Genomic DNA, 15,291 nt, shown 5'->3' with positions numbered 1-15,291 from the left:
ATTGAACGCGGGAGCGATGTCAGACGAGTCCCTGCCTGGAGTAGGCAATTTCCCAACAAGAGGACGAGATAATTTCAACGCTGCCAGGAGGGCCAACGAATACCCGACACAGGGTAGTGGCACATTGCCTAGCCTGATCTATCGTGTATGGGCCAATCCGGCATGACCTCAGGGAAGGAGCGTTATCGTGACCTACATTCGCCGCGATCTATGGAAGCTGGCCGAAGAGAAAAAATGGCACCCCACCCTGCTGTGGTACGCCAAGGCTATCCAGGTGCTGCAACAACGCCCCATCACCGACTGCACCAGCTGGCGCTTCCTGGCCGGCATCCACGGTTTCAACAAGCTCAGCTGGGAAGTCGACGGCTACCTCAAGCCTGGTGAAACCCTGCCCTCTTCCGAAGAACGCGGCATTTACTGGGACCAGTGCCAGCACTCAACCTGGTTCTTCCTGCCCTGGCACCGGCCATACGCGCTGTCGTTCGAGGAGATTGTCCGGGCTGCCGTGGTCAAGCTCGGCGGCCCGTCCGACTGGGCCCTGCCGTACTGGGACTATTGCGACTTCAAGCAACGCCCCCAGGTGCTGACCCTGCCGCCAGAGTTCTACGACAAGACCCTGCCGGACGGCACGCCCAACCCCTTGGCCCTGCCGGTCCGGCTGCGCTATGGCGTCCAGCAGACGGGTGAAATCCACCTGCAAACCAACAAGATGGACCCCAGCAAAGCCCTTTCCGACCCTGAGTACACCGGCGAAGAATCAGCCATTCCAGGCTTTGGCGGCCTGACCACCGGTTTCAACCATGACGACGGCACCTTCGGCCAGTTGGAAAACCAGCCGCATAACCAGGTGCACCTGGAGGTGGGCGGCACCAACGGCAAGAACGGCGCACTGCAACACGTCGGCCTGATGTACGACCCGGACAAGGCGGCACTCGACCCGGTGTTCTGGCTGCACCATGCCAACATCGATCGCCTGTGGCAGGTCTGGCTGAACCGTGACCCGGCGCACCACAACCCCCGCGAAGAAGAGTTCATCGATGGCCCGCCCAGCGATGAGCGCGACTTCGTGCTGCCCCAGGTCGACGGCGAGCCAAAAATCTGGAAGGTCGGCGAAGTGCTCAGCCTTGAGAAGCTGGGCTATACCTACGAGAGCCTCACGGAGCCAGGGCTCAAACAGGCCGCTGCGGCAAAACCGGCCCTGGCTGCCGCGGCAAGGAGTTTCAGCGTGAAACCACCCGTGACCGAACTGCTGGGCGCCAACAATACCTCGCTCAAGGTGATCGGCGACCAAGTCGAAACCCCGGTGCGCCTCGACAAGGCCGGCACCGCCAAAGTGGCGGGCAACCTCAAATCGCGTCGCCTGCTGGCGGCTGCCCCAAGCACCTCGCCAGCCGCCCACGAGCGGGTCTTCGTCAAGCTTGAGAACGTACGCGGCGATGTGGCCGGGGCAACCCTGGACGTCTACATCAACCTGCCCGCCGGTGCCAAGGCTGACCAGCACCCGGAACTGCGTGCAGGCTCCGTGGCGCTGTTCGGACTCAAACAGGCCAGCCAGGTCGATTCGACCCACGGCGGCCGAGGCGTGGGCGCTGCGCTGGAAATCACCGACATCGTCGATCAGTTGCACCTGAACGATCCGCAGGACCTTGACCAGCTCAAGGTCAGCATCGTGCCGACGCAGCCGCTGACCGCCGAAGACGGGATTACCATCGGCCGCATCAGCCTGTACCGCAAAGGCGAGCGCTGATGTCCTCAGCGCTTTCGCCTCGGGCGCTGCGTCAGGGCCCCTGGCCCTGGCTCGCGCTCGCCAGCCTCACCGGCTGGGTGGCGTTGAGCGGTGCTTCGGCACAGATGGCGATCCCGGCGTTCTGCGGTTCGGTGGCCGGCATGCTCTCCGAAGGGGTCTGGTCGGGGGTCTCGCTGACCCTCGCGCTCGACCCTCTCGGGCCGCTGCTGGCCTGGTGGCTGATGCTGTTGGCGATGATGCCGCTACTGCTCGGCGCACCGCTATTGCTGCTGTGGCGGCGCAACCTGCCGCGTCATCGCAGTGTGGCCATTGCCTTGTTCGTGCTGGCCTATGTCGCCGTCTGGACCCTGGCCGGCGCCCTACTGACGCTGGCCTCCATCACCCTCAAGGTGCTGGCAGGCAATGGCGCAGTGCTCTGGGCGGTGCTGGCTGCCCTGCTCTGGCAAGCGTCACCGGCCAAGCAGAAAAGCCTCAACCGCTGCCATTACCCACCGAACCTCTCGGTGTTCGGCTGGCCGATGGCACGCGACAGCCTGCGCTACGGCTTGAGCAATGGCGCCTGGTGCATTGCGGCTTGCTGGCCGGCCATGTTGCTGCCCAGCCTGGTGGAACAGGGCCATGGCCTGGTGATGTTCGTGTGCATGCTCTGGCTGGTTCGCGAGCGCCTGCAACCGGCACGCCCGGCGCGCTGGCAGTGGCCCTTGCCAGGCTATCGGGCAGCGTTGCTGGCCAGGTCGCCACGGCTGACGAAGTAGTTGTTCAATTGCTGCAGGTCACTGGCCTCCAGCGTCCCCGCCAAATACCGCACCTGCAACCAGGCCCGCATGTAGTCATAGCGGGCCTGGGCCAGGTCGCGGCGCGCGCTGTACAGCTGCTGCTCGGCGTTGAGCACATCCAGGTTGACCCGCTCCCCGCCAGCCACGCTCTTGCGGGTGGCGGTGATCAGCTCGCTGGCCGAATCCACGGCCAGCTCATAGGCACGCACCTTCGCCGTGCTGCTGGTGCACAGGTTGAACTGCTTGCGCAGCTCATTGAGGGTCTCGGCGATCTGGCCGTCCAGTTGATAGCGCACGTTGTCACGCTGCGCCGTGGCCTGGCGGGTCGAAGCTGATACGCCCCCCCCGGCGAACAGCGGCATGCTCAGCTGGATGCCGATGGTGTCGGTGTCATAGCGCTGGTTGTAGCTGCTCTCGGAGCTGGAGCTGGAGCGCCCCTTGCTGGCATACGCGCTCAGGCTGGGCAGGTGCCCGGCGCGCTGGCGTTCAATGGCCTGATCGGCTGCGTCCAGGGCATGGCGCTGGCTGGCGAGTTCGGCGTTGTTGGCCACCGCCAGGTCGCGCCAGGCGTCGAAGCGCGCCGGCTGCAATGGCTGCACGCGGAAGTGCCCGGCCAGTGGTGCAAGATCGGCCACCTCCAGCGGCTCGCCGATGATCGACTGCAAACTGCGCAAGGCCGCATCGAGGTTGTCACTGGCCTCGATCTCCTGGGCCTGGGCCAACTCATAGCGGGCGCGGGTTTCCAGCACATCGGTGCGCGTGCCTTCGCCGCCCTTGATCAAGCGCTCATTGAGTTTCAGTTGCTCGGCGTAGGCTCGCCGCTGGGCCTGGGCCAAGGCGATCTGTTCATTGGCAAACAGCGCGTCGCTGTAGGCCCCGAACAAGCGCACGGCCAAGGCCTGGCTTTGCCCGCGAAAACGCTCGTCGGCCAACAGCGCCTTGGCCACACCCTGGCGGTAGTCGGCCCAGGCCGCCCAGTCGAACAGCGGCTGCTGCAAGGTCAACGTCGACGAATAACTGCGGTAGTCGCGCTGGCTGGTGTTGTCGCCGAACTGATTGGTCTGGGTCACCTCGGAATCATTGCGCGCGCTGTTGTAGCGGTACGACAGGTTCGGTAGCAGCCCCGCACGGCCAATGGCGCGGTTTTCGAGGCCCGCATCGCGCTCGGCGATGGCGGCATGGAAGGTCGGATCATTGCGCAAGGCCAGCGCATAGGCATCACCCAGGTCCAGGGCGCTGGCCGGCAGGCTCAGGCCCAACAACAGGGCACAGGACAACAGGCGCATCGGCATCATTCCTCGGACAGGGCAACGTGTACCCGGTCAGTCAGCGGCTTGAACAGGTAATTGAGCATCGAACGTTCCCCCGTGCGCACGAACGCCTGCACCGGCATGCCCGGGCGGATGTCATGGCCGGCCAGCTGGCGCAGGCCCTCATCACTGACCTTGGCGCGAATCTGGTAGTACGGCTGCTGGGTTTTCTCATCCACCAGGCGGTCGGCCGACACCAGGGTCACCTCGCCTTCTACCCGTGGCGTGCTGCTCTGGTTGAAGGCGACAAACATCAGCTCCACCGGCAAGCCCGGGTGCAGCTTGTCGATCAGTTCCACCGGCGCCCGTGCATCCACCAGCAGCGGCGCATCCTGCGGCACGATCTCCATCAATTGCTGACCACGGGCGACCACGCCGCCATTGGTGAACACGCTCAGGCCCACCACCGTGCCGGCCACCGGCGCGCGCAACTGGGCGTTGGCCAGTTCGTACTCGGCGCTGCGCAGGCGGTTGCCGAGGTCTTCGGCGCTGGACTGGATTTCGCTCAACTGCTGGCGCACCTCGCGCTGGAATTCCTGTTGGCGCTGGTTGATGCGCAACTTGAGTTCCTGGACCTGACGGCGGTTGCGGCCAATCGTACCGAGGTCTTCGGAAATGGCGCCGTTGATCTGCGCATACAGGCGCTCGGTGTCCAGCAGGCGGTTACGCGGGATATAGCCTTCGCGCGCCAGCTCGCGCAGGTCGCCCAGTTGCTCCTGAAGCGAGGCGCGCTGCTCCTGCTTGTGCGCCATCGAGCCCTGGACCCCTTCCAGCATCGACTGCGAACCGGCAATGCTCTCGCGCAGGCCCGCCAGTTCCATCGCCAATGCTTGCGCACGGCTGGTGCGCAATTGCCGTTGGGACTCCAGCGCCGTGGCAATCCACGGCGTAGCGGCATGCGCGGTCAACTCCGGGGCAAAGGCGATGCTCGCCTGGCCATCGCGCTCGGCAATCAACCGGGCTTCGCTGGCGCGGGCATTGAAGTACTGCACCTGCAACGAGTCATGCTGGGAGCGTGCCTGCGTCGCGTCCATCTGCACCAGGACCTGGCCGGCAGTGACTTTTTCACCGTCGCGTACGCGCAACTGTTCGATCACTCCGCCGGTGGGGTGCTGCACCGCCTGGCGGCTGCCGGCGACGACCACGTTGCCGGTGACCGGCACGCCTTTGTCCAGCGGCGCAAATGCCGCCCAGGCCATAAAACCGCCGAAACCGGCGATGACCAGCCAGCGCCCGAAACGCGCGTAGCGACGCTCGTCGAATTGCAGGACATTGTTCGGCGCCGTTGAGGGCTCGGCAGGTGCAGCAAGTGGGGTATGCGCGCTCATGCGATCAGGTTCTCGAAGTGCCGTAGCTGATACTTACAGTCGGGGTAGGGCGCGCTGCGGGCGCAGCGACCGGTGCCGGGCGGGCACTGCGCTGCAGGTCCTGGAGCACCCGCGCAGTCGGGCCGAAGGCCTGCATCTGGCCGCCCTGGAGCATCAGCAGTTTGTCCACACTGGCCAGCAGGCTGGACTTGTGGGTAATCAGGATCAGCGTGCGCTTGTGTTCGCGGACCTTGGCGATGGCGGCGAGCAAGGCCTGCTCACCGGCTTCGTCGAGGTTGGAGTTGGGCTCGTCGAGCACGATCAGCGCCGGCAGGCCGTACAGCGCACGGGCCAGGCCGATGCGCTGGCGCTGGCCGCCGGAAAGCCCGGCGCCACCCTCGCCCAGCACGGTGTCGTAACCGGCGGGGAATTTCAGGATCATCTCGTGCACGCCTGCCAGCTCTGCCGCCGCGATGACCAGTTGGGAGTCCACCGGGCCGAGCCGGGCGATGTTGTCCGCGATGCTGCCGGCGAACAACTGTACGTCCTGGGGCAGGTAGCCGACATGCAGGCCCAGCGCGGTCTTGTCCCAGAGCCTGAGCTCCGCGCCGTCGAGCCGCACCTTGCCGGCAGCGGGCAAGGCCGCGCCGACCAGCAGCCGCGCCAGGGTCGACTTGCCCGAGCCGGATGCACCGATGATGCCCAGCGAATCGCCAGGGTCCAGCTCGAAGCCGAGGTTGTTCAGGCACAGCTTGCGACTGCCCGGCTGCAACGCATTGAGCTGCTCGACTGCCAGTCGCCCTTTGGGCGCCGGCAACGGCATGCCGGCTTCGCGCGCGGGTTGCTCCTGCAACAGGACGCACAGCCGGTCATAGGCCTGGCGCGCCGAGGTCCATTGCCGCCACACGGCAATCAACTGGTCGATGGGCGCCAGCACGCGCCCCATGAGGATGGAACCGGCGATCATCATCCCAGGGGTGATCAACTGCTCGATGGCCAGCCAGGCGCCGAGCCCCAGCACCAAGGACTGCAATGTCAGGCGCACGGTTTTCGACACGGCGGTGACCGCAGCAGTGCGTTCACTGCCCAGGTTCTGCTGGGCGAGGAAACCATGGTGCAACGCCGCCCAGCGCTGGCGAATCGACCCCAGCATGCCCATGGCCTCGACCACTTCGGCATTGCGCAGGTTGGCGCCGGCTTGCTGATTGGCCTGTTGCGCCAGCAGCCCGGCTTCGGCGAAGGGCGCCTGGGTCATGCGCTCGTTGAGCCAGGCCAGGGCGATCAGCAGCACCGCGCCGACCAACGCCATCAGGCCCAGCCAGGGGCTGAACAGGAACATCACCAGCAGATACACCGGGAACCATGGCGCATCGAAAAAGGCAAAGAGTGCCTGGCCGGTGGCGAACTGGCGCAGGTTGGTGAGATCGGCCAGCACCTGCCCAGCCGCACCTTTGTTGCTGGCCAGGCTGGCTTCGAAGGCGGCGTCGAACACCCGTGGGTTCAAGCGCAGGTCCATCTGCGTGCCCAGGCGGATCACCACCAGGCTGCGCACCCATTCCAGCACGCCCATGAAGGCGAACATGCCGATGATCATCGCACTGAGCATCAGCAGGGTCATCTCGTTGCCCGAGGACAGTACCCGGTCGTAGACCTGCAGCATGTACAGGGCCGGCGCCAGCATCAGCAGGTTGATCACCGCCGTGAAGATGCCGATGTTGGCAAAGCCGGCACGGCAGGCGTTGAGCGCCTGGAGCACTTCGTTGGCGGCGGGACGGGTAGGCATCATCGAGGACCTCTGACGCAGCACTGGCAATGTGATTGACCTCACGTCGCCAGCACCACAGAATTCGAACCACCGCAGCCTGGGCCCGGCAAAGACACGGGCTGCGGGGTAACTTGCAACAACAGAGCGAATGGCAGGGCAACCTCCCATTCGCTTTTTTTCGCGCGTAATCAGGCAGCCAGGGCCAGATCCTCAGGCAGAGCCTGTACGCCAACAGCAGCGGCAACGCTGTGCGGGCCAGCGGCCAGGGCAGCGGAGACGGCGTCGAAGGTGCTGTCCGAAGACACGCCGTAGCTGGCCAGCAGGGTGTCCAGTACAGCTTCCAGTGGCTTGGTGTTGCCTTGCATCAGGCCGAAGATCACGTTGTGCACGTCGTTGCCAGTGCGACCAGCGCCCAGCACCGAATCCAGGTCCAGACCATTGAAGCTGACCACGTAGTTGGTCAGGCCGAAATCAGCACCGCTACCGCCGGTGAGGACTTCACCCAGGGAGACGTTGTCCAGTTGGCCGTACAGGTAGTGGTTCTGGTTGTTGCTCGCCGGCAGCGCCGGGTTGAAGACATAGTGCAGGCCATTGGCGGCGTTGCTGTCGGCGATGAAGGCGTAGTCGGAGTTGTTACGACCATGCGTGCCGTATTGGTCGCCATCGTAGGTGCCGTTGCTGAAGCCGCCAGTGTTGCTGTAGCCATGACCGGCGGTCACGAAGCCAGCTGTCCAGAACGCCAGGTAGTCATCGATGGTGGCGGAGGAGAAGGCTGCATCGTAAGTAACGGAAAGAGTCATAACGGTTCCTCGTTGCATTGCACTATTTATGCGAAGGCGTGTTCCTTGCCTTCGTGTCGCCCGACATGGGCAAACTCGGTGTGAATCAGAATTTGTATTCGAGCATTCCGCTCAAGGTTCGCCCGCGCGCCAGGGACAGGTTGTTGGAGTCGCCCATGGCCACGAAGTAGGCTTCGTCGGTGGCGTTTTCCAACGACAGCGCCAGGTTCAGTTGCGGCGTCATCCAGTAGCTGGCGTACAGGTCGTAGACGGTGTATTGCGGCCACAGCGCCTGATCCATGAAGTTGTAGCCGTGGCTGTTGAGGTTCTCGCCATTGCCTTCGCTGTAGCGCACACGGGCACCGACATCCAGGGTACGGTCGAAGAAGCGCATACCGACGGTCAGTGCGCCGCGGTCGGCCGGCATGTAGGTGGCATTGCCCATCACGTGGCCACAGGAAACCTTCTGGTCGAGGTCTGGGGCATCTTCGGCTCGCGAGACACGAACCGGCAGCATGATGACGCGGTTGCCTACCTTCACCGGGCGCAACTCGGTGCCGACGTTGACCAGGCGCTGGGCGCCGCCCATGTACACCTGGTTCGAACAGAAGTCGTTCTTGCCGATCATGTGGGTGTAGCTGGCCTGGGCGTAGTAGCCGCCAGCGTCGTAGTCGAGGCTGTATTCGAGGCCGCGAAAACGGGTCTGCTCCAGGTTGTTCTGGTACGCCGAACGCCCCATCGAGATGCCCAGGGCGCTGGCGCCCGGTAGGTCGGCGTTGGTGTCGAGGAACGAGAAGTTGTCGATACGGGTGTCGAAGTAGGCGATCTTCGCACCGAAGCGATCGCCTTCACGCAGCAGCGATTCCTTGAAGATGTTGAAGCCCAGTTCCCAGTTATGCGACTCCTCCGCCTTGAGGAACGGGTTGGGATAGACCATCTCCGCACCGCCACCATGCGGGCGGCCGCTCATGAATACTTCAGTGACTGACGGCGGACGCCAGCCACGGCCCCAGCGAGTGTAGAGCTGCAGCCAATCCACACCCGGCTTGACGGCGACGCCGAAGGTCGGCGAAAAACGCCCTTCCTCGCGCTCGTCGTCGAAGACCATGTGCGTCGCTACGCGGGTCAGGTTGGGCTCGGTGACGCCCTTGGGATACATCCAGGCGGTCACGCCGGTATCACCCGACAACCGATAGCGGTCGTAGCGCAGGCCAGCATCGAGTTCCAGCCAGTCGCCATGCTCGTACTTCAGGTCGCCGAACAGGCTGGCCATTGCCCGCTTGCCCTTGGGGGTCATGCCTTCCACATAGGGCAGTGCCGATTCGTTGCGTGCAGCCTGGCGTTCGGTGTCGGGCTTGAAGCTGTCCTGAAACAGCTCGGTGCCGTAGTTGAAGCTCAGCTTGTCGGCATCACTCAGGTAAAAGCGCGAGGTGTTCTGCAACTGCAGGCCCCAGGTGTCCGTGCGATAGCTGTCGTCGTAGCCTGGCACGAAGTTGCCACTGCTCAGGCTCGATTCGCTGGGTGCAGTCCAGCGATCTTCTCGGGTGCTGACGTAATACAGCTTGGCCTTGAGGTCGACCAGGTTGTTGTCGGGGCTGTAGCTGTAGTCCACCGAGGCGTTCTGCGCGGTGACGTCGCTTTTGCCTGTGCGTTTGTAATAGAAGGCGCTTTCCACCGGGTCCATGTAGGTCCAGGCTTCCTTGCTGTCAGTATCGGTCGCGATGTAGTTCAGTTGCACCCGCTGATCGTGCGGCAGGTTCACACCCAGCTTGACCAGGTTGGAGCGGGTGACGCTACCGGTGTCGCCGACTTCATCGTTGAGCCAGCCCTTCCAGGCGTCGCGGTGCGATGACTTGAGGCGGATCTCGGTGCCAAGGTTGTCAGCATTCTGGGTGCCGGCGCGATAGTCGCCGAAATGCCGTTCACTCATCCCCAGCAGCAGATCACCCTTCTCGTTGCCGAAGGCAAACAAGCCGCTGCCATTGAAGTTGGTGCCATTGCCCAGTTCACCAATACCGTGGCCAGCGCGCAGGCGGCCGCCAAACTCTTTGTCTGGGCCGAGGAACTCGTTGGCCTGCACGGTATTGAACGAGGCAATGCCGCCGAGCACACCGGCGCCGCCCATGCCGGCCTGGGTGCCTTTTTCGATCTCGATGCTGCTGATGAATTCCGGGTCGACGAACATCACGCCGTTGCGCTGCTGGTGGCCGTTGACGTTGAAGTTCTGGCGCATGCCGTCGATGTTCATGTTGACGCGACCGTAGTCCTGCACGCCACGAATGTTCACCGACAGGCCCTGGTCACGCTGGTTGACAGCGGTGTATACGCCAGCGGTCTGTTCAAGCATGTCTGCTGCGTGACGCGGCGGACGCTTGTCGATCTGCTCGCGGGTAATCACGCTGACCGAACGCGGGGCCTGGTAGACCCAGCCGGCGTCTTGATTGGATTCAATGTGCGTGTTGCTCAGCTCAAGCGCTTCGCCGCTGTCGCTCAAACGCTCCAGGCCAACCCGGTCATTGCCGGTGAACTGGTAGCGCACCGGGGTGCCACGCAGCAACTTGCCCAGGCCTTCCTCGGCAGAGAACTGCCCTTTCAGCCCTTCGCTGCGCAGGCCCGCCAGCTTGCGGCTGTCGAAGAACACCTGCACCCCGGCCTGTTCGGCATAGGCCAGCACGGCGCTGTCCAGGGACTGGGCAGGAATCTCGAAACGGATCAGCGCTGAACGCTGGGCGGTTTCGGCGGCTTGCACGCTGGCGATCCCCATCGTCAGTGCACAGGCGCCGAACATCAGGCTGCCAGTCAGGGCAACCTGGCGGATCGGGCGGTTACGGCGTTTTTGTTGTGGCTGAGTCACGTCCATCGCTCGCTGTGTTGGCATTTTCTAGTAATGAAAATCAATCTCAACAATGCAGACGAACGGGGCTGGAAAAGTCAGTAAATTTATTTTCAGAAAAGTTTCATCAAGCCCGAGGCAGACGCCTCAGGCTCAATAAATCAGGGTGATGCCGGCCATGTCCAGGCGGCTGACCTTGAGCTCGTCGGTGAGCATGCCGAGGGCCTGGTCGAGGTTGTCGAGGCGGAACATGCCGCTGACTTCACGGCGCGCCAACGCCGCATCGGTGATCATCACCCGGCCCGGGCGATAACGATTGAGCTGGGCGGCGACTGCGCCCAGGGGTTCACGCTCGAATACCAGCAACCCACGTTGCCAGGCGGTGGCGCGGCGCGGGTCCTGCTCCGGCCAGGGGCGCACGCCATGGGCCTGGTCGTAACGCAGGCTGTGGCCCTGCTCCACGACTTGCTGGCGTGGGCCTTCACGGGGTGGCGCCTGCAAACTGACCGCGACGCTGTGCTCCAGCATGCCGACCCAGCCACCCTCACCCGCTGCCCCCACCACAAACCGCGTGCCCAGGGCCTTGCTGCTGGCCCCGGCGTAGTCGACCACGAACGGTCGGCGCTCGTCATCGCTGGTGGGCGCCACATCGAACACCGCATCACCGGCCAGCAAACGCACGCGGCGCTCGCTGCTGGTGAACGCCACGGCAATGCCGCTCTGGCTGTCCAGATCGACCCGGCTGCCATCGGGCAAAGTCACCTGGCGGATCTCGCCCTTGCCAGTAGCGAAGTCGGCGCGCAGCGACAGCAGCACCTGCGGCGCCTGCTCCACCCCCAAAATTGCCACCAGCAGGGCTGCCGCCGTGCTCGCCGCCCAGCGCAAGCGCGACCGTCGGCGTCGCCCGCCTGCCGCTGGCGACGTAGCCGGGATTGCTGCCGCGCGCGGCAGCGCCTGAGGCATCTGGCCGATAAGCCCCAGCTCGGCCCAGGTCGCTTCCGCGAAGGCCAGCGCCTCGGCATGCCGGGGGTCACTGTCGCACCACAGCGCCAGCGCCTGTTCCTGCGCCGGGCTCAGACGCCCGGCGCTGCGCAGCACCGCCCACTCGGCGGCCTGCTCGCGAATTGCTTGCTCTGGCGGGATCTGGCTGGTCACACGGTTCTCTCGATTTCTGGTTATGTAAGTGCTGACGTCTGAAGGCGCATTTCCCAGTAAACCGTTCGTCATCTATTTTCCTGCAGGCACTGCATCACATACGCCAGGGCCTTGGCCAGATGCTTTTGCACGGAGCTGTCGGAGATGTTCAGTTCGCGCGCCACCTCGGCGTGGGTGAAACCCTCCAGGCGATTGAGCCGGAAGACTTCCTGGGTGCGTGGCGGCAGCTGTGCCAGTGCCTGGCGCAAGCGGCGCATGTGCTGCTCGGCGGCGGTGGTTTCTTCAAGGCCCGGGCTGTCTTCGACGATGCCTTCCAGGGCCTCATGGGGCACGGAGTCGGTCTTGCGGCGCTGTTGCTGGCGCACATGGTCGATCATCAGGTTGTGCGCAGTACGATAGAGATAGGCCGGGGTGTTGTCGATGTGCTCACGGCCTTGTTGCTCGGCTAGGCGCAGGAAACTTTCCTGCACCAGGTCGGCAGCCAACTGCGGGTCGCGCACCTTGCGCGTGAGCAGGCCCTGCAAGGTTTTCGCGTGCTTGAGGAACAAGCGCTTGAGGTCGGACTCCGCCACGCGAACTCCTGGGGTACGGTCGGATGAGAGGCCGTATGCTACTCGTTGTTGAGAATCAGTTGCAAGAAGTCTGATTACTCTTCAAACAATGCATCCAACGCCTGTTCCAGACGTGTTACCGCAATCACCTGCAAGCCTGGCGGGGACTCCTTCGGCGCATTGCCCTTGGGCACAATGGCGCGTTTGAAGCCGTGTTTGGCCGCCTCTTTGAGGCGTTCCTGGCCGCTTGGCACCGGGCGTACTTCACCGGACAGGCCGATCTCGCCGAACACCAGCAAGCCGTGTGACAAAGGCTTGTTGCGCAGGCTCGACATCACCGCCGCCATCAGCGCAAGGTCCGAGGCAGTCTCCAGTACCTTGACCCCGCCGACCACGTTGAGGAACACGTCCTGGTCATGGGTCGGAATGCCGCCATGGCGATGCAACACCGCCAGCAACATGGCCAGGCGGTTCTGGTCCAGGCCCAGGGTGACCCGGCGCGGGTTGGCCAGGTGGCTGTCATCGACCAGCGCCTGCACTTCCACCAGCATCGGTCGGGTGCCTTCCCACGTCGCCATCACCACGCTGCCCGGGACTTCTTCCTGGGCTCGCGTAAGGAAAATTGCCGAAGGGTTGGAAACCTCCTTCAGGCCCCGGTCGGTCATGCCGAATACACCCAGCTCGTTGACCGCGCCAAAACGGTTTTTCACCGCCCGCAGCAGGCGCAGGCGACCGTCCGACTCACCTTCGAAATACAGCACGGTATCCACCATGTGCTCCAGCACCCGCGGGCCAGCCAGCGCGCCTTCCTTGGTGACATGGCCCACCAGGAAGATCGCCGTGCCACTCTGCTTGGCGTAACGCACCAGCAAGGCGGCACTCTCGCGCACCTGGGAAACGCCACCGGGTGCCGATTGCAGCTGTTCGGTGAAGATGGTCTGGATCGAGTCGATGACCATGACCTTGGGCTTTTCGAGCCGTGCCGTGGCAATGATGGTTTCGATGCAGGTTTCAGTCATTACCCGCAGTTGGTCCTGCGGCAAGCCCAGGCGTCGAGCGCGCATGGCCACCTGCTGCTGCGACTCTTCGCCGGTGACATACAGCGCCGGCATGCGCGTGGCGATGTTGCACAGGGTTTGCAGGAGGATCGTCGACTTGCCGATCCCCGGGTCCCCCCCGATCAGCACCACGGAGCCATCGACCAGGCCACCACCGAGTACCCGATCCAGCTCGGCACTGGCCGTGCTGAAGCGTGGGATCTCCTCGATGCTGACTTCGGCCAGGGTCTTGATCTGCGCCTGCTGCCCGGCCCAGCCGGTGCGCCCGCTGGGGGCCGCCGCCGCGCCACTTTCCAGCACGGTTTCAACCAGGGTGTTCCAGGCGCCACATTCGCCACATTGGCCGGCCCACTTGGGGAAGGTCGCGCCGCACTCGGTGCAGCCGTACATGCGCTTGGCCTTGGCCATGGGGACAGTCTCCTGGAAAAAGTCGCCATGATAGCCGAGCGAGGCAGGCCCAGGGGCGCTGGCAACGCGACAAAACTATTCGGTCTAAGCGCGGTCTGTACCGGCAACGCGGAGCATGATGCGCATAGCTGATTTACACTGCGACTACCAACCTCATCTGTTACAAGGAATAAACCATGGGCGTGCTCAGTGAATTCAAGGCCTTCGCGGTCAAAGGCAACGTGGTCGATATGGCCGTCGGTATCATCATCGGCGCCGCCTTCGGCAAAATCGTTTCATCCTTTGTAGGCGATGTGGTGATGCCACCCATCGGTCTGCTGATCGGCGGTGTCGACTTCAGTGACCTGGCCATCACCCTCAAGGCAGCCCAGGGCGATGTACCCGCCGTGATGCTGGCCTACGGCAAATTCATCCAGAGCCTGATCGACTTCATCATCGTGGCCTTCGCCATCTTCATGGGCGTCAAAGCCATCAACCGCCTGAAGCGCGAAGAAGCCGTGGCCCCGACCGAGCCACCGGCGCCAACCAAAGAGGAAGTGCTGCTGGGCGAAATCCGCGACCTGCTCAAGGCGCAGAACAAGCCCTGATTCGGGCACAGGTAAAAACGGCGCCTTCGGGCGCCGTTTTTCTTACCAGTAGTTTTCGATCGCCACCTGGCCGGGCCGTCGGCTCAGGCTCAGTTGCAGGTCGCGCTGCTTGAGCACCTGGCGGGTGTCGTCGATCATCTGCGGGTTGCCGCACAACATCACCCGCGAATGCTCCGGCGTCAGCGCCAGGCCAGCGGCGCGTTCCAGCTCGCCGTTCTCGATCAGCGTGGTGATGCGCCCATTCAGCGCGCCCGGATGCTGTTCACGGGTGACCACCGGGATGAACTGCAACTTGCCGGCGTAGTCGGCCAGGTAGTCACGCAGCTCCAGGCCCGCGATCAGTTCCTGGTACGCCAGCTCTTTGGCTTCGCGTACCGAGTACACCAGCTTGATCGAGTCGAACCGCTCCCAGGCCTCGAAGTCCTGCAGGATCGAGAGGAACGGGGCAATCCCGGTGCCAGTGGCCAGCAGCCAGAGGTCACGGCCATCGACGAAGCGATCAAGGGTCAGGTAGCCGAACGCCTGGCGGTCGATCAGCAGGCTGTCGCCTTCGCGCAGGCGGCTCAGCTCGCTGGTGAACTCACCACCCGGGACCACGATGGAATAGAAGTCCAAGTGCTCATCAAACGGTGAGGACACCATCGAATAGGCACGCCACACCACACTGCCGTCGGCCTTGGTCACGCCCAGGCGGGCGAACTGCCCGGCACGAAAGCGAAAACCCGCATCACGCGTGGTGCGCAGGCTGAACAGGTTGGGCGTCAACGGCTGTACGTCGAGCAAGGTCTGGCGGGTGTACTTTTCCGCGCTGGCAGTCATCTTGTCCTCCCGGAAACTGATGGGCACTAGTGTCGCGCAAAGCCGCAGGAATAAAAACCGCGCGTTTGTAGTGACATACCCGTTCCGGCAATGTGTAAAAATTGTCAACTCTGCCAGGAATCAAACCTTTTCGTGTGAACCATTACAAATTAATAGCGAAATAGCCGAACAAATACGTCGGATATTTCCTACACTG

The 15,291-nt window shown here is 63.7% G+C and carries 12 protein-coding genes; 3 read left to right on the top strand and 9 right to left on the bottom strand.

Annotated features, from left to right (window positions below; all coding sequences use genetic code 11):
- Positions 1-187: 187 nt before the first annotated feature.
- Together M5G11_RS13435 and M5G11_RS13430 are read left to right on the top strand one after the other, a co-directional pair.
- On the top strand, positions 188-1,747 hold the full coding sequence (locus tag M5G11_RS13435; protein ID WP_273912524.1) for a DUF7868 domain-containing protein: 1,560 nt from the start codon (positions 188-190) through the stop codon (positions 1,745-1,747).
- Positions 1,747-2,502, top strand: coding sequence for a copper chaperone (locus M5G11_RS13430; protein ID WP_273912523.1), 756 nt, complete (start codon positions 1,747-1,749; stop codon positions 2,500-2,502). The genes M5G11_RS13435 and M5G11_RS13430 overlap by 1 nt, the downstream gene beginning before the upstream one ends.
- On the opposite strand, the gene M5G11_RS13425 is transcribed toward M5G11_RS13430, so the two are convergent.
- The 8 genes from M5G11_RS13425 to radA all read right to left on the bottom strand — a co-directional run bounded on the left by M5G11_RS13425 (position 2,457) and on the right by radA (position 13,689).
- Positions 2,457-3,809: a TolC family outer membrane protein gene (locus M5G11_RS13425; RefSeq protein WP_273912522.1), complete on the bottom strand. Its 1,353-nt coding sequence runs from the start codon at positions 3,807-3,809 to the stop codon at positions 2,457-2,459. The two genes, M5G11_RS13430 and M5G11_RS13425, sit on opposite strands and share 46 nt — an antisense overlap.
- Before the next feature lie 5 nt (positions 3,810-3,814).
- Positions 3,815-5,161 (bottom strand): HlyD family type I secretion periplasmic adaptor subunit, encoded by a 1,347-nt coding sequence (locus tag M5G11_RS13420; protein ID WP_273912521.1) that lies wholly within the window; start codon positions 5,159-5,161, stop codon positions 3,815-3,817.
- A gap of 4 nt (positions 5,162-5,165) precedes the next feature.
- Entirely contained in the window at positions 5,166-6,923 is a 1,758-nt protein-coding gene (locus tag M5G11_RS13415) for a type I secretion system permease/ATPase (RefSeq protein WP_273912520.1), read from the bottom strand.
- 170 nt (positions 6,924-7,093) lie between these two features.
- The gene (locus tag M5G11_RS13410) at positions 7,094-7,705 is read right to left on the bottom strand and encodes a heme acquisition protein HasA (protein WP_273912519.1); all 612 of its coding nucleotides are present in this window, start codon (positions 7,703-7,705) and stop codon (positions 7,094-7,096) included.
- A gap of 85 nt (positions 7,706-7,790) precedes the next feature.
- On the bottom strand, positions 7,791-10,472 hold the full coding sequence (locus M5G11_RS13405; protein WP_420793849.1) for a TonB-dependent receptor: 2,682 nt from the start codon (positions 10,470-10,472) through the stop codon (positions 7,791-7,793).
- Between the two features lie 198 nt (positions 10,473-10,670).
- Positions 10,671-11,672, bottom strand: coding sequence for a FecR family protein (locus tag M5G11_RS13400; protein ID WP_273912517.1), 1,002 nt, complete (start codon positions 11,670-11,672; stop codon positions 10,671-10,673).
- Between the two features lie 68 nt (positions 11,673-11,740).
- Entirely contained in the window at positions 11,741-12,244 is a 504-nt protein-coding gene (locus M5G11_RS13395; protein ID WP_273912516.1) for an RNA polymerase sigma factor, read from the bottom strand.
- A 74-nt stretch (positions 12,245-12,318) separates the two neighbouring features.
- Complete coding sequence (gene radA, locus M5G11_RS13390; protein WP_273912515.1) at positions 12,319-13,689, bottom strand: DNA repair protein RadA; 1,371 nt, start codon at positions 13,687-13,689, stop codon at positions 12,319-12,321.
- A gap of 176 nt (positions 13,690-13,865) precedes the next feature.
- On the opposite strand from radA, the gene mscL reads away from it, so the two are divergent.
- Entirely contained in the window at positions 13,866-14,276 is a 411-nt protein-coding gene (mscL, locus tag M5G11_RS13385) for a large-conductance mechanosensitive channel protein MscL (protein ID WP_273912514.1), read from the top strand.
- A gap of 42 nt (positions 14,277-14,318) precedes the next feature.
- Here mscL and M5G11_RS13380 read toward each other — a convergent pair whose 3' ends face one another.
- Positions 14,319-15,095 (bottom strand): ferredoxin--NADP reductase, encoded by a 777-nt coding sequence (locus tag M5G11_RS13380; RefSeq protein WP_273912513.1) that lies wholly within the window; start codon positions 15,093-15,095, stop codon positions 14,319-14,321.
- Positions 15,096-15,291 lie beyond the last annotated feature (196 nt).

Origin of the sequence: Pseudomonas fontis (assembly GCF_028656955.1) — a bacterium.
GTDB classification, from domain to species: domain Bacteria; phylum Pseudomonadota; class Gammaproteobacteria; order Pseudomonadales; family Pseudomonadaceae; genus Aquipseudomonas; species Aquipseudomonas fontis.
The sequence above is the reverse complement of the archived record's forward strand: the minus strand, read 5'-3'. Positions and strand labels throughout refer to the sequence as shown.